Origin of the sequence: Amycolatopsis nalaikhensis, assembly GCF_030264295.1 — a bacterium.
GTDB lineage: Bacteria > Actinomycetota > Actinomycetes > Mycobacteriales > Pseudonocardiaceae > Amycolatopsis > Amycolatopsis nalaikhensis.
Map to the genome: position 1 here is coordinate 9,488,471 of NZ_CP127173.1, position 19,951 is coordinate 9,508,421.

The 19,951-nt window shown below is 71.1% G+C and carries 14 protein-coding genes and 2 pseudogenes; 2 read left to right on the forward strand and 14 right to left on the reverse strand.

The genetic code is table 11. The features are described 5' to 3' along the window. Positions 1 to 20: 20 nt before the first annotated feature. From QP939_RS46030 to QP939_RS46065, 9 genes and pseudogenes are all read right to left on the reverse strand, one after another. Positions 21 to 2,321, reverse strand: coding sequence for a hydantoinase B/oxoprolinase family protein (locus tag QP939_RS46030; protein ID WP_285453143.1), 2,301 nt, complete (start codon positions 2,319 to 2,321; stop codon positions 21 to 23). Between the two features lie 7 nt (positions 2,322 to 2,328). Continuing rightward, entirely contained in the window at positions 2,329 to 2,700 is a 372-nt protein-coding gene (locus tag QP939_RS52085) for a hypothetical protein (RefSeq protein WP_352252864.1), read from the reverse strand. A 289-nt stretch (positions 2,701 to 2,989) separates the two neighbouring features. Beyond that, a pseudogene (locus tag QP939_RS46035) lies at positions 2,990 to 4,432 on the reverse strand (hydantoinase/oxoprolinase family protein); the annotation flags it as partial. Between the two features lie 17 nt (positions 4,433 to 4,449). Further along, a complete protein-coding gene (locus QP939_RS46040; RefSeq protein WP_285453144.1) occupies positions 4,450 to 6,039 on the reverse strand; it encodes an FAD-dependent monooxygenase in 1,590 nt (529 codons plus the stop codon). Then, entirely contained in the window at positions 6,036 to 6,779 is a 744-nt protein-coding gene (locus QP939_RS46045) for an alpha/beta fold hydrolase (RefSeq protein ID WP_285453145.1), read from the reverse strand. The genes QP939_RS46040 and QP939_RS46045 overlap by 4 nt, the downstream gene beginning before the upstream one ends. A 38-nt stretch (positions 6,780 to 6,817) precedes the next feature. Beyond that, positions 6,818 to 7,438, reverse strand: a complete 621-nt coding sequence (locus QP939_RS46050) for a cysteine hydrolase family protein (RefSeq protein ID WP_285453146.1) — start codon at positions 7,436 to 7,438, stop codon at positions 6,818 to 6,820. Continuing rightward, complete coding sequence (locus tag QP939_RS46055; protein ID WP_285453147.1) at positions 7,435 to 8,751, reverse strand: MFS transporter; 1,317 nt, start codon at positions 8,749 to 8,751, stop codon at positions 7,435 to 7,437. The genes QP939_RS46050 and QP939_RS46055 overlap by 4 nt, the downstream gene beginning before the upstream one ends. Before the next feature lie 210 nt (positions 8,752 to 8,961). Further along, positions 8,962 to 12,972 (reverse strand): type VII secretion protein EccCa, encoded by a 4,011-nt coding sequence (gene eccCa, locus QP939_RS46060; RefSeq protein WP_285453148.1) that lies wholly within the window; start codon positions 12,970 to 12,972, stop codon positions 8,962 to 8,964. A gap of 107 nt (positions 12,973 to 13,079) precedes the next feature. After that, a complete protein-coding gene (locus QP939_RS46065; protein ID WP_285453149.1) occupies positions 13,080 to 13,673 on the reverse strand; it encodes a TetR/AcrR family transcriptional regulator in 594 nt (197 codons plus the stop codon). A gap of 133 nt (positions 13,674 to 13,806) precedes the next feature. Here QP939_RS46065 and QP939_RS46070 point away from each other — a divergent pair, with 133 nt between their 5' ends. Beyond that, positions 13,807 to 15,186 carry an FAD-binding oxidoreductase gene (locus QP939_RS46070; protein ID WP_285453150.1) on the forward strand — a complete coding sequence of 460 codons (1,380 nt, stop codon included), beginning with the start codon at positions 13,807 to 13,809 and terminating at the stop codon, positions 15,184 to 15,186. 25 nt (positions 15,187 to 15,211) lie between these two features. On the opposite strand, the pseudogene QP939_RS46075 reads toward QP939_RS46070, so the two are convergent. The 5 genes and pseudogenes from QP939_RS46075 to QP939_RS46095 form a co-directional block, all read right to left on the reverse strand. Continuing rightward, positions 15,212 to 15,954: pseudogene (locus tag QP939_RS46075) on the reverse strand (3-hydroxybutyrate dehydrogenase). After that, the gene (locus QP939_RS46080; protein WP_285453151.1) at positions 15,951 to 16,817 is read right to left on the reverse strand and encodes a VOC family protein; all 867 of its coding nucleotides are present in this window, start codon (positions 16,815 to 16,817) and stop codon (positions 15,951 to 15,953) included. Before QP939_RS46080 ends, QP939_RS46075 begins: the two are co-directional and overlap by 4 nt. 5 nt (positions 16,818 to 16,822) lie before the next feature. Further along, entirely contained in the window at positions 16,823 to 17,638 is an 816-nt protein-coding gene (locus QP939_RS46085) for an alpha/beta fold hydrolase (protein ID WP_285453152.1), read from the reverse strand. 80 nt (positions 17,639 to 17,718) lie between these two features. Beyond that, entirely contained in the window at positions 17,719 to 18,363 is a 645-nt protein-coding gene (locus QP939_RS46090; RefSeq protein ID WP_285453153.1) for a TetR/AcrR family transcriptional regulator, read from the reverse strand. Between the two features lie 21 nt (positions 18,364 to 18,384). After that, positions 18,385 to 18,978, reverse strand: a complete 594-nt coding sequence (locus tag QP939_RS46095) for a TetR/AcrR family transcriptional regulator (protein ID WP_285453154.1) — start codon at positions 18,976 to 18,978, stop codon at positions 18,385 to 18,387. A 94-nt stretch (positions 18,979 to 19,072) separates the two neighbouring features. Here QP939_RS46095 and QP939_RS46100 point away from each other — a divergent pair, with 94 nt between their 5' ends. Continuing rightward, positions 19,073 to 19,921, forward strand: coding sequence for an SDR family oxidoreductase (locus QP939_RS46100; protein WP_285453155.1), 849 nt, complete (start codon positions 19,073 to 19,075; stop codon positions 19,919 to 19,921). Positions 19,922 to 19,951: the final 30 nt, after the last annotated feature.

The window sequence follows — 19,951 nt, forward strand, 5'->3', positions numbered from 1 at the left end:
TCAAGACAGAACGTTCTACCTCACGGTGCCCAGTGCCGGTATTCGTCGACCGGCAGCGGGTGGTCGACCGGAACGACGCGGGAATGCACGGCCGTCAAGCAGCCCGGGCAGAACAGCTGGCGGAACACGACTTCCGCGTCGACGTACTCGAGCGGGTCGTGCCAGATGTGCGGCCCCGCCTCGGTCGGCGCCGCGTCCCGGCGGGCCAAAGACCCGACGAACGCACCCCTCTCCAGCGGCCCGATTTCGGTTCCACAGTGGACGCACGCCACCACTCCGCTGTCCAGGACGACGAGGTTGTCGTCGAGGCGGCGGGCATAACCCGGCTCCGGCGTCGTGAGCGGTGTGAGATCGGCCAGCCCGGCCCCGGATGCCCGACGGCGGCGCAGTTTCTCGCGCAGCTCGCCGGTCGCGGTCGCGTCGACTTCCCCGGAGCGGAGCACGACGCCGTAGACGTCCCTCGCCGCGTCGGCCGACACCCGGACCTGCTGCACGTCCTCGCGCACGCTCTCGGGCGCGCGGAGCAACGGGTCGCCGTACCCGCCACCGGCCTGCCAATGCAGGTACAGGGCGTCGCCGGGGCCGAGATCCGACTCGCCTTCGCACGGCAGCACCTCGATCTCCCCGCCCAGCTCGCCCAGGTGGGCGGGGATGGCGTCCGCCTGGGCGAGCTGGGGTCGGTGCACTCCCCGCACGACCAGGTCGAGCTGGGAGTTGCCCGGGTAACCCCCGGCGAGGCCGACGTTCTGGTTCGCGACCTTGCCGGTGCCCGAGACGACCAGGGACAGCGTTCCCGTCTGGTCGGGGTGCTGGACGTAGCAGACCGAGCCGCTCATCCCACCCCGCTGCCGCCCGGGCCCGCCGGAATCGGTCTGCTCACGCCGCCACAGCGCGACCAGCGGGTAGAGGTACTCGGTCATTTCGACGTCCGGTGCCCGCGCCGAAGGGATGATCAACCGGCCGCCGGTGTCGACGCCGTCGTGGTACACCTGCGCGCCGTAGCCGCCCGCCATGACGTCGAAAATCGGTGATACGAAGCCCTTGCTGCCCCCGCCCCGGGTGTCCACACCGGACACCACGCAAAGATCGGTGGTGCCGTTGCAGATCGACTGGACGTCGGTGCGGTGGTCCGGCTCGGCGTCGAGCATCTTGGCGAGCACCTCGGCGACCAGGTTGCCCGAGCCCCACGCCGGCCCGAACGGGCCCTTGCCCACCGCGGCCGGGAACGACGCGTTGGTGATCGTGTCCTCGTCGGTGATGATCTCGAAGCAGCGCATCAGCCCACCGGCCGCCCACGGGATGTCCCCGGCCAGCAACGGAAGCATCGTGAAGACGATCCCGGCGCGCAGCCCCGGGTAGGGGCAGTTGATGATGCCGGTCTGCCCGGCGGTGCCGCGGAAGTCGAAGACGAGCTTGTCGGCCTCCTTGGTCATGGCGACCTTGATGGCGTGCAGGCCGCGGTCCCCGGTCTGGGACTGTTCCTGGTAACCGACCGCCGACCACGTCCCGTCGGGCAGGGTCTCGAGCTTGGCGCGCAGGCGGCGTTCGGCGTCGTCCATCATCCGGCGCATCACGGACTTGACCGTGTCCGCGCCGTACTTGGTGATGAGCCGCAGGATCTGCTCGGCGGCGTTCTTGTTGGCGGCGATCTTGGCGCGCAGGTCGAGTCCCACCAGGTGCGGCAGCCGCGACCGGCGGACCCACGCGTCGGCGACGTCGCGTTGCAGCACACCGCCGCGGACCACCTTCATCGGCGGCGTCGGGACGGCCTCGCCGAACACGTCCTGCGCGGACGGGCTGAACGAGCCCGGCCGCGGCCCGCCGAGGTCGACCTGGTGCGCGATCGCCGTGGTCCAGCCGAAGAGCTTGCCGTCGTGGAAGATCGGCGCGAGGACGGCGGCGTCGTTCTGGTGCAGGCCGCCGCCGATCCACGGGTCGTTGCACAGGAACATGTCGCCCTCGGCGATGCCGGGGTTGTCGCCGCGGTTGCGCAGGGTCCAGGTGATGGCCAGGTCCATCGAACCGATCAGGCCGATGTTGTAGGTGCCGACCTGGACCTGCTCGCCGAGCTCGTCGCAGATGGAGAAGTTGAAGTCGTTGGACTCGGTGACGACGTGCGAGCCCGACATCCGCCGCAGCGTCTCCCCCATCTCCTGGGTGATCGCCCACAGGCGGTGCCGGACGACCTCATAGGTCAGGGCGTCGACGTCGAGGTCGCCGACCTGGTGCAGGGGCAGGTCCGGCGAGATCCGCCGCAGCAGTTCTTCACGGGGCATGGGGCGGCTGGTGAACTCGTCCGCCCCCGGGATTCGAGAAGTCATGGTGTCCTCACTGGTAGCGCAGCACGAGGTTGCCGAGGTGGTCGACGCGGCCGGTGACCCCGGCGGGGACCACGACCACCGTGGTCGGGACGTCGACGATCGCCGGGCCGACGAGCTCGTGGCCCGCCCGCAGCCGCGCGTAGTCGTAGACGGGCGTCGGCACGTAACCGATCTGGGAGTCGAGGCAGACCGAGCGTTCGCCGAGCAGCGCCTCCCGCGGGTCGGACCCGTCGGCGGCCGGGACTTCCGGCAGCGCGACCGGGAACCCGAGCCCCGCCTTGGCCCGCACGCGGTAGGTGATCGCCTGCACGCCCGCCTCGCGGTAGCCCGCGCCACTGCCGTTGATGCGCTCGTACTGCTCCTCGAAGCGCTCGAGGATCTCCTCGCCGGTGCGTTCGGTGAACTTCGCGTCCGGGACGGCCGTCGAGAAGCTCGGTGACCTGCATCGAGTACCGCAGGTCGATCTCGCGGTGCAGGGACACGTCGTGGAACTTCACCTTCTGCCGGTCCAGCGCGCGCTGCAGATCGGTCTCCAGCCGCGCGAAGTGCGCCTCGAGCACGCTGTGGTCGACCGGGAACGACGACGGGTCGGACAGTTCCGCGCTCAGCGCGACGTCCGAAGCCGCCAGGCCGTAGGCCGAGAACGCCGACGCCACCGGCCCGAGCGGCACGACGACCTCGCCGACCCCCAGGTCCTGGCAGTACCCGGCGCAGTGCGCGGGACCGGCACCACCGAAGGCGTAGGCGACGAAGTCACGGGGGTCGTACCCGGCCTGGACGACGGCCCGGCGCAGGAGGTCGCCCGCCTGCGCGTTCTGCACCTCGTGGATCGCGATGGCGGCTTCCTCGACGGTGAGCCCGAGCGGCTCGGCGACGTGGACGCGGATCGCCTCCCGCGCCAGGTCCATCCGCAGCGGCTTGCGGCCGCCGAGCAGCCCGCGCTCGCTGAGGATGCCGAGCACCAGGTTGGCGTCGGTGTTCGTCGGCCGCGTCCCGCCGTTGCCGTAGCAGGCCGGACCGGGGACGGCTTCGGCGCTCTGCGGGCCGAGCCGCAGGTTCCCGCCTTCGTCCACGGACGCGAGCGCGCCCCCGCCCGAACCGATGGTGTGCACGCGGATCGTCGCCGCGTTGATCGGGAACTGGTTCACGATCGACCCCGGCGCCATCACCGGTTCGCCGTCGACGATCAGCCCGGCGAGGAACGTCGTGCCGCCGACGTCGGTGGTGATGACGTTGCGGTGGCCCAGCTGCCCGGCCAGCCGCATCCCACCGACGACGCCGCCGGACAGCACCGACCCCACGGTCGTGATGGCGTGCTCCGGCGCCCGGTCGGCGGTGATGGTGCCGCCTTCGCTCTGCATCACCAGCAGCGGTCCTTTGAGGCCGCTCTCCTCCAGGTGCTTCTGCAGCGGCAGCAGGTAGGTGCGCAGGCGCGGGCCCACTTGGGCGTTCATGATCGTCGTCGACGTCCGCGCGAACTCGCGCATGCGGGGACTGACCTCCGAGGACAGCGTGACGTACATGTCCGGCGCGATCTCGTGGATCAGCTCGCGGACCCGCCGCTCGTGACTCCCGTTCTTGAACGACCACAGCAGGCAGACCGCGATCGCCTCGACACCTTCGTCCACAAGGGACCGTGCGACGCGACGGACCTCGTCCTCGTCCAGGGGAACCAGGACTTTCCCGGCGTGGTCGATCCGCTCGGTGACCTCCAGGGCCCGGTCCTTCGGGATCAGCGGCGCGGGCTTGCGCTGCCGGAGCGTGTCCTGGATCTCGTGGGCCGACCGGCCGAGCGTGCGGCCCTCGGCGTTCATGATGTAGATCGCGTCCCGGTGGCCCTTGGTGGCGATCAGCCCGACGTCGGCGACCTGGCCCTGGACCAGCGCGTTGATCGACGCGGTCGTGCCGTGGGCGATGTAGTCGGTCTGCGACAGCAGCTCGCCCACCTCGATGCCGAGCTCACCGGCGAGGTCTTCGATCGCGCGCATGACGCCGACCTCGCGGTTCGGCGGGGTCGTCGGCGTCTTGGCCGACACGATCCGGCCGGCGCCGTCGGAGGCGACGGCGTCGGTGAACGTTCCCCCGACGTCGATGCCCAGTGCGTATGGCATGGCGGTTCTCCTGGTTCTCAGCGCTGGTGGGCGGGGACGCGGCCGGTGGCGGTGTGCAGGACGTCGCCGGGCCGGACGTCGGCTCCGCCCAGCCAGGCGACGTGCTGGTCGGGGCGCACGAGCAGCAGCGGCGCCGGGTAGCGGCCGGGCAGGTCGACGACGGTGAGCGGGATCCCGAGTTCACGGGCCGCCAGTGCCCAGGCCGTCGTCCCGGCTTTCGGGTCGGTGCGCAACAGCGTGAAGCCGGGGCCGAGGACGTCGAACACCGACCGGCCGTCGTCGAGCCACCCGTGCGGGAGCCGGAACCCGGGCCGCGCCCGGTCCTGGTACTCCCCCATGGTGATCTCGGCTTGGTCCTCGCCGCCGACGATCAGCGGCGAACCCGCGTAGTGGTAGCCGAAGCTGAAGCCGTCCGGCGAATACCGCCGTGGCTCGGTGACCGCGAGCCGCTCGGCGAATTCCGCGCGGGCTCGCGCACCTTCCGGGCCGCTCAGGTGGATGTCCGGCGAGACGTCCGCGAACGACGTGCGGGCCTGGGCGCCCACCGCGGCGGCGAACTGGTCGCCGACCGGCTTGCGTTCGAGTTCGTAGGCGTCGAGCAGCTCCGGCGGCGCCCACCCATGGTGGACCGCCGCCAGCATCCACGCCAGCGTCGCCGCGTCCTGGATGCCCGCGTTCATGCCGAACCCGCCGACGGGGATCCAGATGTGGGCGGCGTCCCCGGCCAGGAACACCCGGCCCGCGCGGTACCGCTGGGCGACGAGCCGGCGGCCGGTCCAGCGCACCACGCCGAGCACCTCGTGCTCGACGGATTCGCCGACCGCCTCCCGCAGCAGCTGTTCCGGGTCTTCACCTTCGGTGTCGTGGTCGGGGGCGAAAGCGACGTGGTTGAGCCACAACGACTTCCCGTCGATGGCGATCAGCGACGCGATGCGCCGGCCGTAGGTCCAGTACGTCCACGCCCGGTCCCGCGCGGCCAGCCGCCCCAGCTCGGGTGAGCGGACGAAGGTCGACACGAACCGTTGGATCGCGTCGACGCCTTCGTAGCGGATGCCGAGCTGGCGGCGGACGGTGCTGTGGGCGCCGTCGCAGCCGACCACGTACGCGCAGCGCAAGGTGCGGCGTTCACCGGCGTTCTCCACGACCGCTTCGACGTGGTCGTCGTGCTGCCGGATCTCGACCAGCCGGGTGCCGCGTTCGAGGGTCAGCCCGGGCAGCTTGCTCGCGTGCTTCTCCAGGATGGGCTCGAGGTACAGCTGCGAGATCCGGTGCTGCGGCTCCGGCGTCGGCCAGCTTTCCCGGCCCACCCCGGCCAGGACGTCGGCCGCGGACGGCAGGTCGATCCGGTAGATGTCCTCGCCGTTCAGGGTCGTGCGGTAGTGGATCGACGTCGGGTAGTCCTCGGGCAGCCCGGCGCGGCGGATCTCGTCGGCCAGCCCGAGCCGCCGGAAGATCTCCATCGACCGCGCGGACGTGGTGTTGCACCGCGGATTGACGCCGCGTCCCCCGGTCGCCTCGACGACGTGGCAGGCGACACCGCGCTGCGCGAGGTCGATGGCGAGGGTCAGCCCGGCGGGGCCGGCGCCGACGATCAGGATTTCGGTCATGTGCTCAGGAACTCCCCTGCCAGCTTGACGAACTCGGCCGGCCGGTCGACGTGGATCCAGTGCCCGGCCCCGGCCACCACGTGCGCCTGCCCGTGCGGCAGCGCCTCGGCCAGTCGCTCGGAGACCTCGACCGGCTGCACCCGGTCCCGCTCCCCGTGCAGCGCGAGCACCGGCGTGGTGATCTTCGCGAGGTCGACCGGCGGCGGGCCGCCCACGACGTCGGCGAACATCGACCGGAACGCCGCCTCGGCGCCGGGCTTGAGTGCTTGCTTCAGCCGCAGCTCGGTGAGCTCGTCGAGGAGTCCTTCGTGGACGCTCTCGTCGGCGACCAGCCGGCCGAGGACGGCTCGCAGGGACCGCTTGGTCGGGTTGTCGTAGAAGGGAACCGCGGGCGGCAGCGGCCCGGTCCCGGCCCCGCCCATGACGACCGCGCGATCGACCCGGTCCGGCGCGACGGACAGCAGCGCGAGGGCGGCGGCCCCGCCCGCGGCCGAGTTGCCGACGAGGTGCACGCGGTCCAGCCCGTGGTGGTCGAGCAGCTCCAGCACCTGCCGGGCCCGGGCGAGCGCCCAGGCCCGCGGCCCCCGGAGCCCGCCCGTCCCGGCGATCTGCGAACCGAACCCGAGCAGATCCGGGGCCAGGCAGCGGAACTCGCCGTCGAAGCCGGCCCGCACGCTCGCCCAGTTGCTCGCGGCGTCGACACCGGGTCCGCCGCCGTGGAGCAACACCAGGGCAGGCACGTCCGTCCTCCTTCGCGGATCGTACGTCGGTTCGGGTCTCACGGCAGCCGCGCCAGGAACTCGTCGGTGCCGATCAGCCGCGACGACGTCAGCGCCATCACCCGCAGGGCGGCCAGGTGCATCTCGCTCGCGGACATCGCTCCGGCGCCGAGGTCCGGGTAGTCGCAGGACGCGCACGCGTCCGAAACCACCAGGGAGCGGAACCCGCGTTCCAAGGCCCCGCGCGCGGTGCCGAGGACGCAGCATTCGGTCGTCATGCCGGTGAGAACGACCGTCTCCACGCCGAGCCCACGCAGGATGATCTCCAGGTCGGTGGCGTAGAAGGAGTTGTAGCGGTGCTTCTTGACGACCGGCTCACCCGGCCGCGGCGCGAGGTCGGGGTGGATCTCCCCGCCGCGTTCGCCGTCGACGAGCGCCTCGCCCGCCGCCACCGGCGGGTACAGCTCGCGGTGGATCCCCTGGTCGGCCCCGCCGGGCCGGTGGACGTGCGCGGCGTAGACGACCGGCATGCCCCGGCCGCGCGCGGCCGCCAGGATCCGCTGGATGGCGGGGATGACCCGCCGCCCTTCCGGGAACTCCAGCGGCGCGCCATCTTCGACGAAGTCGTTCTGCATGTCGATGACCAGCACGGCGGTCCGGTCCGGGTCGAACTCGGTCATGCTTCGGCCACCGCGCTTTCGACGGTCCGGTCCGCGGGGTTCCGCGCGGTCCGGCCGAACCGGGCGAGCAGGAGCGTCGCGACGGCGCCGATGACGCCGGGGATCGCGAAGAACCGGAACATCGAGGCGGGCGCCCACCCGGCCTGCAACAGGAAGCCGGTGAGCAGGGGCGCCAGGACGGCACCGAGCCTGCTCACGGCGACCGCCATGCCGAGGGCCGTCGCGCGGGCTTCGGCCGGGTAGAGGGTCGGCACGATGACGTTGATCCCGGTGACCGTCCCGTTGAGGAACAACCCGACGAGCACCGCCACGACCAGGGCGATCGCCAGCGTGCCGAGCGAGAAGGAGAACAGGATGAGCACGAGGGCGCCGATGCCGAAGTAGGCCGCGGTCAGCCGCCGCGGGCGGATCCGGGACACCAGCAGTCCCAGCAGGACCGCGCCCGTCACGCCGCCGAGGCTCAGGAGCACACCGCCGCTGATGCCCTGCTTGCCGGACATCCCCGCCTTGAGCAGCAGGCTGGGCGTCCAGGAGCTGGCGAAGTAGAACATCAGCTGCGCCGAGATGAACGCCACCCAGACCAGCACGGTCCGCACCGCGTTGCTGCCGCGGAACAGCGAATCGAGGACGACCTTGCGTGACGTCGCCGCCGAGGGCGCCGCGGGCAGTTCCTCGACGGGCGTGCGGCCGATCGAGACGAGGATCCGGTTGAGCTTGTCCAGCGCCTGGCGCGGGCGGCGGGCGATGAGGAAGTCCATCGACTCGGGCAGGAAGCGCAGGGCCACCGCGAAGAGGAGCGCCGTGACGATGGCCCCGAACACGAAGACCGACCGCCAGCCGAGCGAGCCCAGCAGCAGACTCGACGCGATTCCGGCGATCACCGAACCCAGGCCGTAGCCGGTGGTGATCAGCGCGACGACCAGGCCCCGGCGCCGGTGGTTCGCGTACTCGGAGGTGAGCACCGGCAGGCTGGCCGCCATCGCGCCCACGGCCGCCCCGGTCACCACCCGGCAGGCGAGCAGCTGGCCGAAGTCCCGCGACGCGGCGGCGGCCAGCATGCCCAGCGAAGCGAGGGCGAGACAGCCGAGGGTGAGCACGCGGCGGCCGACGCGGTCGGCGAGCGGGGCGAGGAAGAGCCCGCCGATGGCCATGCCGGCCAGCCCGGCGCTGAGCAGCACGCCCACCTTCGACGAGGACAGGGCCCACTCACGGGTGATCGCCGGCCCGACGAACGAGGTGACCAGGAGGTCGAAGCCGTCGATCAAGTTGATCACCAGGCACAGCGCGACCGCTCTCACCTGGGCCCGGCTCATCGGTGAATTCTTGACCTGTTCGAGGACGTTCAAGGGAAACCTCGCTTCGTTGGGGCGGTCGGTCAGGCCCCCCGTAAGAGCCCGCCAGAGGCGCTGGGAATCGCGCCCGGCACGGGCACTCCATGTTCTGTATGTAGCGCTCACTCTACAACTCGGAATGCGTGTTGGCTACAGCTGACTCGCCGTTACCGTGCCGCCCCGCTGCCGTGCTCAGTCGGGGTTGATCCACGAGACCTGGATGAGCTGTTTGCCGAACTTGCGGGTGAGCATGGTGCCCCGCCCGGGCGGCATCGCCGAGGGTTTGATGTTGCCGACCAGGGCGCCTTCGTCGCGGGAGCCGTTCATCACCATGCCCGGCGCCGCGATTTCCTTCAGCTTCCCGATGATCGGGTCATACATCGCCTTCGACGCGCCACCGGTACGGCGCACCACGACCAGGTGCAGGCCGACGTCCTTGGCCTGCGGCAAGAAGTCGGAGATCTTCCGCAGCGGGTTGTTCGTCGAGGTCGCGACCAGGTCGTAGTCGTCGACCAGGATGAACAACTCCGGACCCTTCCACCACGAGCGGGTTTTCAGCTGTTCCTGGGTGACGTCCGGGCCCGGCAGCCGCCGGGTCATCGAGTTGAACACGTCGCTGACCATGCTTTCCAGCTGCGCCGCCGACACCGCATACCCCAGCAGCGAATCACCCTGGATGAACCCGAGCATCGTGCGCCGGTAGTCCACCAGCAGGATCAACGCCTCCTTGGCGCTGTAGCGCTCGGAGATCCCGCGGGCGATCTGCCGCAGCAGGTTCGTCTTCCCCGACTCGCCATCGGCGAAGGCGTAGAAGTGCGGCTCGGCGTTGAAGTCCAGGTAGATCGGCTGCAGGTCCTCCTCGTTCACCCCGATCGGGATCAGCTTCGACTCCCGCTGGCCATCGAGCTTGAGGACCTCCTCGTAGGTGATCATCTCCGGCAGCAGCCGCACCTGCGGCGCCACCCGCCCCCGCCACGCCCCCCGGATCTTCCCCACCGCGTCCGCCACCCCGGCGGCGATGGTCTCCGGGTCACTCGAGCCGTCGATGCGCGGCAACCCGCCCAGCATGTGCAGCTTCTCCCGCGTCAACCCCCGCCCCGGCCGCCCAGCCGGCACGTTGACCGCGACGCGGCGGTCGATGTCGGACTCGGTCGGATCACCCAGCCGCAACTCGAACCGGGTGCCGAGCATGTCCTTGATCGCCGGGCGGATGTCGGCCCACCGGTTCGCCGCGATCACCACATGCACCCCATACGACAAACCCTGCGTCGCCAGGCGGGTGATGGTGGTTTCCAGCTCCTCGAAGTCATCCCGCAACGCCCGCCAGTTGTCCACGATCAGGAACGCGTCCCCGAACGGGTCCTGCTCCGCCCGGATCTCCCCCCGCCGTTTGCGGTTGCGGAACTCGGTCATCGAGTCGATCCCCATCGCCCCGAACCGGCCCTCCCGCTCCGTGAGCAGCGTGGTCAGCTCGGCCACGATCCGCCGCGCCTTGTCCGGCTCCCGCCGCGCCACCGCCACCCCGCCGACGTGGGGGAGGTCGGCCAGACCGGCCAGGGTTCCGCCACCGAGGTCCAGGCAGTAGAACTGCGCCTCCTCCGGAGTGTGGGTCAACGCCATCGACATGATCAGCGTCCGCAGCATCGTCGACTTCCCCGACTGCGGACCACCCACGATCACCCCATGCCCGGCCGCGCCGGAGAAATCCGCCCACAGCGGGTCACGGCGCTGCTCATACGGCCGGTCGATGATCCCCAACGGCACCTGCAACCGCCCGTTGCCGAAAAACCCGACCGGCGACAAACCCCGGTCATCAGTCGGGTTCAAGTTCGGCAGCAGCGTGTCGAGGGAGTTGGGGTCCTTCAACGGCGGCAGCCACACCTCGTGCGCGGGCGGGCCCTGCCCCACCAACCGCGACACGATCACATCCAACTCGCTGGGTTCGACCGCCTCCTCCGACTGCGGCGCCTCCGGCGTGGGGGCCTCGATCTGCTGCGGCTCGGGTTCCTTGGGCAGTTCGATGAAGTCCGGCACGAACAGCTGCGGGCGTTTGTCCGCGCGCACCACCGTCGCCGCCGGGCCCGCCGCCTTGATCCCCGCCGGACGGTACGGCCCCGAGACGTAGGAGGCCTTGAACCGCACCAGCGTTGAGGTGTCGTACTTCAGATAGCCGCCGCCGGGGACCGAGGGCAGCTCGAACGCGTCCGGGACGCCGATCGCGGCGCGGGACTCGGCGGCGGAGAAGGTTTTGAGGCCGATGCGGTAGGACAGGTGCGAGTCCAGACCGCGCAGCTTGCCTTCCTCCAGCCGCTGGGAGGCCAGCAGCATGTGCATCTGCAGCGACCGGCCCAACCGGCCGATCGCGACGAACAAATCGATGAAGTCCGGCTTCGCCGCCAGCAACTCCGAGAACTCGTCACACACGATGAACAACGCCGGCAGCGGATCCAGGTCGGCGCCGTTCTCCCGGGCCTTCTCATACTCCCAGACGTTCTTGAAGTTACCGCCGTTCTTCAACGCCTCCTGACGCCGGTTCATCTCCCCGGCCAGGGCGTCCTTCATCCGGTCCACCAGCGTGACTTCGTCGGCGAGGTTGGTGATCACCGCGGAGACGTGCGGGGCCTTGTCCAGGCCCAGGAACGTCGCACCACCCTTGAAGTCCACCAACACGAAATTCAACGTGCTCGAGGAATGGGTGGCCAGCATGCCCAGGACCAGGGTGCGCAGGAACTCCGACTTACCCGAACCGGTCGCACCGATACACAGGCCGTGCGGGCCCATGCCCTCGGCCGCGGCTTCCTTGATGTCCAGCTCCACCGGCTGGCCGTACTCGCCGACGCCGAACGGGACCCGGTAGCGGTCGCGGATTGGGCGGGGACGCCAGGCCTGCTGCACATCGAACGTCATCGGGTCACCCGGAATGCCCAACAACTCCAGCAGCGACGGATTCGACAGCAACGGCTCTTCGTCGCTCGTATCCTGCGTGCCGCCACCGCCCAGGCGGTACGGCGAAATCCGGCGCGCCAAGGATTCCGCCTCCACCAGACTCACCGTGTCCGGACGGCCGAACCACTCCACCCCACTCGCACCACGGGCGCCCAGCCGGTGCGGCTCCACCACCAACCGCAGACCACGGCGAGCGGCCAGGTTGCCGATCGAATCCGACAGGTCGATCAACGTCACCCCGACCAGACCCTCTTCGAGGATGATCTGCTCCTCGCGGGTCACCACGGCGTCGTCGATGATGATCACCACGTGCGGCTGGTCCGGCGGCGGAGTCGCGTTGCGGGAGAACCGCTGCCGGTCACGCAACTCCTCGTCCAGCCAGTCTTCGATCTGCGCCAGGGAACCCGCCATCATCCGCAACGGTCCGATGCCGTCGGCCAGCGTCGGGTGCTGGACGTGCGGCAGCCACTTCGCCCACTCCCACTCCTCCTTCGCGCGACCGGCGGTGGCGACCGCGATCAGGACGTCGTCGGGACTGTGGAAGGAAACCAGCTGCGCCACCATCGCGCGCACCAGACCCCGCGACCGCGCGAGATCCCCTTGCAGGCACACCGCGGCGAACCCCCGCACCGCGATCTGCGTCGGCAGGTCCGGGACGATCGAATGGGCCCGGACGAACCGCCGCAACGCCAACGTCGAGATCGGCTCCAGCTCGTCCACCGGGCCCGTCTGCGGCGGGACCAACCTCGTCGCCAGCCGGTGCGAGCTGCGACCCACCCGCAGGTGCAGGAAGTCCGAGTCGTTCTGCCGCCGCTCCCACATCCGCCGGGAGGCCACCAGCGACCACAGCGACCGCGGATCCGGGTGCACCCACTCGAGCGCCGCGCGCTGGTCGACCATCGCCTCCCGGGCGCGGTCGCGCATCTGGCCCAGGTAACGCAGGTAGTCCTTGCGGTCCTCGTCCATCTCGGCCCGCTTGACGCCGCTGCCCTTGCCGCCGCCACCGGCCATCATCCCGAGGGTGCCGAGGACCGTGGTGGCGCCCAACGCGATCGTCAGCGGGTTCCGCTGGCTCGACTGGAACAGGAACACCAGCAACCCCAGCGACGCCACGATCATGACGACCGGAAGCGCCTTCATAACGACGTTGCCGGGGATGACCCTGGGCACCTCGGGCGGCGGCTCGAGGTGCACCTCACCGCCCGGCGGGCGAGGTGCCGCCAGCCGCGGCGAACGCTTGAACTGCAGCGTGCTCATCGAAGCCCCTCACCGACCCGGAATGTATAGAACGCTCGTTACACTGCACACAGTAACGAGCACCCTGCCAGCAGGTCAAGACCGAACGTTCTACCTCGGTGAGAGCGCTACTTCGAGGCGGAGTCGACGCGGTGCTGCAGGATCCCGTCGACGCCCTGCAGGAACGTGTCGCAGACCGCGGCCGGGTCGGCCAGGCACCCCGAGACCATCGCGCCGTCGCGCAGCATCACGAAGTGACGGCCCGCGAGTTCCGCCGGCGTGTCCCCCACCTGCGCGAGCAGGCCCGTGACGGTGTTCAGGAACCACTCGCGGTGCTCGAGGACGGCCTGGTGCACGGGGTGCGCGGGATCCGGGTACTCCGCGACGGCGTTGAGGAAGGCGCATCCGCGGAACTGGGCCGAGCGGATGCCCTCGGTGATCGAGCGGGCGATGGCGCGCAGCTTGTCGGCGGCCGGGAGGTCGTCGGCGAGGATCTTCTCGATCCCTTCGCGCTCCATCTCGTGCACACCGCGCAGGTATGCGACGACGAGGTCTTCCTTGCCCGGGAAGTGCCGGTACAACGTGGCCCGGGTGACGTTCGCCTCGGCGACGATCCGGTCGATCCCCACGGAGTGCAGACCCTCCGCGTAGAAGATCCGGGTGGCCGTCCCGAGCAGCCTCGACCGCGCTTCGGACACCTGACCTCCAGCCTTGCGCACCATCCGTTCGAGTGTAGCAGAGAGAACGTTCAGTATCTCGCCGCGCGAGGCGCCCACCCGACCGGTTGACCTGAGTAGAGTGAACGCTACATCCAGGCGGACAGAACGTTCTGTCCGCCACGGCCGAAGGAAGCCCATGCCGCACAGTCCCGACCACGCCCGCTCCCTCGCCGAGGCCCACCGCGCGCTGCGCACTTCCCTGCCCGCCGGGCAGGTGCACGTCTCCGGCCCGGGCTACGCCGACGGCGTCGCCTTGTGGAACGGTGCCGTGCGGCACCGGCCCGCCATCGTCCTGACCTGCACCTCCACCGACGACGTCGTCCTCGGGATCCGCACCGCGCGCGAGTTCGGGCTGCCGCTCTCGGTCCGCGGCCGGGGTCACGACCACGCCGGCCGGGCGCTGGCCGACGGCGGCCTGACCCTGGATCTGCGGCCGGTGAACGACGTCCGGGTCGACCCCGCGGCCCGCACCGCCGAAGTCGGGGGCGGCGCGTCCGCCAACGACCTGCTGGCCGCGGCCGGCGAGCACGGCCTGGTCGCCGCGACCGGCACGATCGGCACGGTCGGGGTCGCCGGGCTCACCCTCGGCGGCGGCTACGGGCCGCTGGCCGGACGGGCCGGGCTCGCCGCGGACAACCTGCTGGCCGCCGAAGTCGTCACGGCGGACGGGACGGTCGTGCGCACCGACGCCCGCCGCGAGCCGGACCTGCTGTGGGCGCTGCGCGGGGGCGGCGGCAACTTCGGGGTCGTCACGTCGATGACCGTGCGGCTGCACGCCGTGCCCGCGGTGGTGACCGGTCTGGTGCTCTACCCGTGGCAGCAGGCCCGGTCGGTCCTCGAGCGGGTGCACGCGATCCAGCAGGACTCCACCGACGACCTGACGATCCAGGTCGGCGCGATCGCCGCGCCGGACGGCTCGCCCGCGTTGCTGGTGCTGCCGACGTGGGCCGGCGACGTCGCGACCGGCGAGGCCCCATCGGGGCCGGTGCGGACGCTGGCCCGGCTCGGCGGTCCCCTGCTCGCCGAACTGGCCGCCGCGCCCTACGCCGCGACGATCGCCACGCGGGACGCGATGTTCCCCGACGGCAGGCACGTCACCCTCCGGACCCGCTCGGTGCCCGCGCTGCTCGAAGACGTCGTCGACGTCATCGAGCGGTTCGGCGGCCGGCTGCCGACTCCGCTGTCCGGGCTCACCCTCCACCACTTCCACGGCGCCGCCACCAGGATCTCCCCCGCCGACACCGCGTTCGCGCTGCGCGAGCCGCACCTGATGGCCGAGATCATCGGCATCCACCAGCCGGAGGAATCCGGCGAGCACGTCCGGAGCTGGGCCGACGCGGCGTCCGCGGCGCTGGCCGAGCACGCCTTCCCCGGCGGCTACGCCAACCTCCTCGGGCCGGACGCGATCGACCAGATCCCCCACGTCCACGGGGACAACCTGCCGCGCCTGCGGCGGATCAAGGCGGCCGTGGACCCGGACGGTGTCTTCTCGGCGACGCCGTTGCCGATGGCCTGACGCGGGCAGCGCCGCCGAGCCGGGCTCAGGCGGCGCTCCAGCCCCCGTCGAGGACCAGTTCGGTGCCGGTGACCGACGTGGCTTCGGGCGAGCACAGGTAGGCCACCGCGGCGGCGACCTCGTGCGGTTCGATCAGGCGCTTCACCGCCGACCTCGCCAGCAGGACCTCCGACACCACTTCGCCGGTGCTCAGCCCGTGCACCGCCGCCTGGTCCGCCAGCTGGTTCTCGACCAACGGCGTCCGCACGTACCCGGGGCACACGCAGTTGCTGGTGACGCCCTGCGCCGCGCCTTCCAGCGCGATGACCTTCGACAGGCCCAGGAGGCCGTGCTTGGCGCTGACGTAGGCGGACTTGTACGCGCTGGCCGCAGGCCGTGGACGCTGGCGATGTGGACGATCCGGCCCCAGCCGCGCTCGTACATGCCGGGCAGGACGGCGCGGGTCAGCAGGAACGGCGCCTCCAGCATCAGCCGCAGCATGAACGCGAACCGCTCGGGCTCGAACCGCTCGAGGGGCGCGACGTGCTGGATCCCCGCGTTGTTCACCAGGATGTCCGCCTCGAACGCCCGCTCCGCCAGCTCGCCGGTCCGGCTCAGGTCGAGCGCGAGTGCCTCGCCGCCGATCCGCTCGGCCGTCCCGGTCGCCCCTTCGGCATCGACGTCGCATACCACGACGTGGGCGCCCAGTGCAGCGAGCCGGGTCGCCACGGCCGCGCCGATCCCGCTCGCCGCGCCGGTGACGACTGCTCGGCGTCCCGAAAGGCTCACGATTTCGGTGCGGCGAAGGGATTGGCGTCGGCGTGGTGGTGCCCCCACTCGTCCGAGCGCCCGAAGTCGTGCGGGACCCAGTCGTCGCCCACCTCGATGCCGCCGCAGCCGATCTCGAGGTGGAACCCGCTGGGATTGCGGACGTAGAAGGAGATCGCCTTGTCGTTCATGTGCCGCCCGAGGCTGATCGAGATCGGCACGTCGTCGGCCTTGGCCCGGTCGTAGGCCCGTCCGACGTCGTCGATCGAGGCGTGCTCGAACTCGAGGTGGTGGATCGACGGCGCCTCCGCGCTCGCGAGCGCGATGCTGTGGTGGGTCCGGTTGCAGCGGAAGAAGAACAGGCCGGGCGCCCGGTAGTCGGTCAGCTTGAACTCGAGCACGGACTCGTAGAGTTCGCGCAGTTCCCGGACTTTCGGGCTGGCCAGGACGAAGTGGCCCAGGCCGGTGACGCCGGGGCCACCCGCCGGGCGTTCGACGCCGAGGCGCACCTTGGCTTCGCCGACCGCCAGCTCCACGCGGTACCCGACCGGGTCGGTGAACCAGCGCAGCTGCGTGGCGCCGCGCAGTTCCTTCTCCTCCGCGGTTCCGTCCGCGACGGTGAACCCGGCGCCGGTCAGGCGCCGGGTCAGCCGGTCGAGCTCACCCGGGGTGTCGACGATCCAGCCGAGCTCGCGTGGACTGTCCTCAGTGGACGGGTAGAGCGCGAGGCGGTACTTGAACTCGTCCAGTTCGGCGAGGACGACTTCGTCCGTGCCGGCCTTGGCGTGGCCGACGCCGATGCCCAGCGTGCGCCCGAGCAGGGCGGTCCACGCGTCGACGTCGGTGACGTTGAGACCGACGTAGCCCAGCTTCCTGATACCCACGGTTGTCATCCCTCCGCCGCGGCGGCGGCCCCGCCCCGCAGAAACTCACGCACGATGTGGTTGAACTCGGGTGCCCGCTCGTACTGCACCCAGTGGCGGCAGTGCGGCAGCACGCGCAGCTCCGCGTCCGGGATCCCGGCGAGGATCTTGGGGGCCCAGGTCAGGGGCACGGTCTGGTCTTCCCGGCCCCACACGAGCAGCGTGGGAGCGCTGATCCGGCCCAGATCCGGTGTCAGGTCACCGAAGTTCGGCGGGATCGGCAGCTCCGGGTGGGCCCGCAGGCTCGACTCGTAGCGCTCGTCGATGAGCGCCTCGGTCGCCAGGGACTCGTCGAACACCATGAGCCGCACGAACTCGGCCATGGCTTCGCGCGACGGCTTTTCGGCGGCCATGTACCCGAACAGGCGCTCCAGGCCGACCGGCCACGGCGGCGCGTCCGCCGGCAGGACCCCGCCCGGCGCCATCAGCACGAGCCGGTCGACGCGGTCCGGGTACCGCATCGCGATCCGCATGGCCACCGCGCCCCCGTAGGAGTTGCCGACCAGGTGCGCCCGGTCGATCCCGAGCGCGGTCATCGCACGGCACACCCGGTCGGCGGCGTGGAAGATCAGCGGTTCGCCCGTTTCCGGCCGCGGGGACTCGCCCCAACCCGGCAGGTCGACCACGACGTTGCGGTAGTCGGCGAAGGCGGGCAGGTTCCCGCCGAAGTTGCTCATCCCGGTGGCGCCCGGTCCCGAGCCGTGCAGCCACACGACCGCGCTGCCCGAACCGGCCTCGGTGTAGGCCAGGCGCGCGTCTCCGACATCCAAGGTGCTCGTCACTGTGCCGTCCTCGTCCAAGTGTATGTAGCGCTCACTATACAACGGACGGCAGCGTTATCAAGGCCGTGAATCCGGCTGGATCAGCGCTTCTTCTTCGCCCCGGCGGCCCGCTGCTCCGCCAGCCCGCGGATCAGGGCGACGAACGGGGCGACCTGCGAGCTGTAGGTCGTGCCGTCGAAGCTGTCGGCCACCGAAAGGCCGTCGGTCAACGCGCGCCCGAGGACCGCCAGCTGCTGGACGAGGGCTTCGTTGTTCTTGCCACCGTTCGGCGCGAAGATCGGCGTGAGCGCGTCGACCCAGGACGCGTGCGCGTAGTCGCGGATGCGGCGGACGGTCGCCTGGACCACTTCGGCGTCCTTCTGCGGGCCGACGCTGATGGCGACGAGCAGCCGGAGGTAGTCCGGCCGCCGGTCGAGGGAGGCGCAGGCCGCGGAAAACCACGCCTCGAGGCGGTCGAGCGGCGCCCGGTCGTCGAACGAGGACGGGTTGGGAAACAAGGCGTGCAGCTCTTCGAAGGTGCGCTCGAGCAAGGCCGACAGCACCCCGAGCTTGTTGCCGAAGTGGTAGTAGATCGAGCTGGGCGGCAGGCCCGACTGACCACTCAGGTCCGAGATGGCCATGCCGTCGTAACCCTTTTCGCCGACGAGGGCGCGAGCCGCGTTCAAAATGACCTCTCGGCTGCTCAACCCCGCAGCAGCCGGCGCGGAGCCGGAATCCCTCACCATGCGGGCCATGATAGGTCCGCGTCAGCCTTCCTCCCCCACTGGGCGCGCGGGCGCGTCCTTGGTCAACGCCGCCATGAGCAGGTCGACGAGCGGGCCGGCCTGGGCCGGTGTGCCGTGCCGGACCGAGTAGGCGACGCCGCCCATGAACAGCAGGACGACGTCGGGGGTGAGATCGGTGCGCAAGGTCCCGTCGCGCGCGCCGGCGTCGAGGAGGGTGCCGACGGCGCCGGCGAGCAGCGCGTGACTGTCGGCGAAGGGATCGGCGCCGGAGGCGATGACGGCGTCGAGGGCGGCGGACATGCCGCTCTTGGCCGCGGCGTAGTCGAGGAAGCGCGCCGTCCACGCGCGCGTGGCTTCGGCGGCCGGGTACCGGTCGACCAGGTCGGCGACCGATTCGCACGCCCGCGCGAGCTGGTGCCGGTAGGCGGCGTGGACCAGCTCTTCCCGGGTCGGGAAGTGCCGGTACAGCGTGCCGACGCCGACCCCCGCGCGCCGGGCGATCGCGGCGGGCGCGGCGTCCAGGCCTTCTTCGGCGAACGCTCGCGCGGCGACCTCCAGCAGGCGGGCGCGGTTCTGGAGCGCGTCGCTCCGGGGCCGGCGGGGCGGCGTGGTCATGCGAATCCCTTCTCCGCTTGCGTACCGGAATCCATTCCGCTTAGAGTCGTTAGCGGAACGGATTCCGGTTAGCATCGTACGTCAGGAGACCCGCATGTCCACTTCGGACAAGCCCGTGCGCCACTGGTTCGTCACCGGAGCTTCCGGCGGACTGGGCCGCCACCTCGTCGACCACGCGCTGCGGAACGGCGACCGGGTCACCGCCACCGCCCGCCGCCAGAGCGCGCTGGACGATCTCGCCGAGGCCCACGGCGACCGGCTGACCGTCGAGACCCTCGACCTCACCCGGCCGGCCGACGTCGCCGCGGTGGTCGAGCGGACCCTGCGGGCCGGGCCGGTGGACATCGTGGTCAACAACGCCGGGTACGCGGTCGTGGGCGCCGCGGAAGAGATGAGCGTCGAGCAGATCCGGGACCAGCTCGAGGTGCTGCTACTGGCCCCGATGCTGATCACGCGGGCGTTCCTGCGGCCGATGCGCGACCAGGGCGGCGGCCGGATCATCCAGATCTCCAGCATGGGCGGGCAGATCGCCGTGCCGACGCACAGCGCCTACCACGCGGGCAAGTGGGGACTGGAAGGGTTCTCCGAAAGCGTGGGTCGCGAGGTGGCCGATTTCGACGTCCACGTCACGATCGTCGAGCCCGGCGGCACCCGGACCGGCTTCGCCTCCGCACTGCGCTACACCGAAGAAACGGCCGCCTACCGGGACAACGCCGTCGGCCGGATGCGCCGGCAACTGGAAGCGACCGGCGACGACGCCCTGCCCGGCGATCCGGCGAAACTGGCCGCCGTCATCTTCGGCACCACGCGCGAACCGAACCCGCCCCGGCGCCTCGCCCTCGGCTCGGACACCTACGACGCCGTCCACGCGGCACTCGGGGAACGTCTCGCCGCGCTCGAGTCCGGAAAGGACCTCGCGGCGTCGGTCGCGTTCACCGCCTGACGCGGCCGGGCCGGTGGACTGATCCGGCCC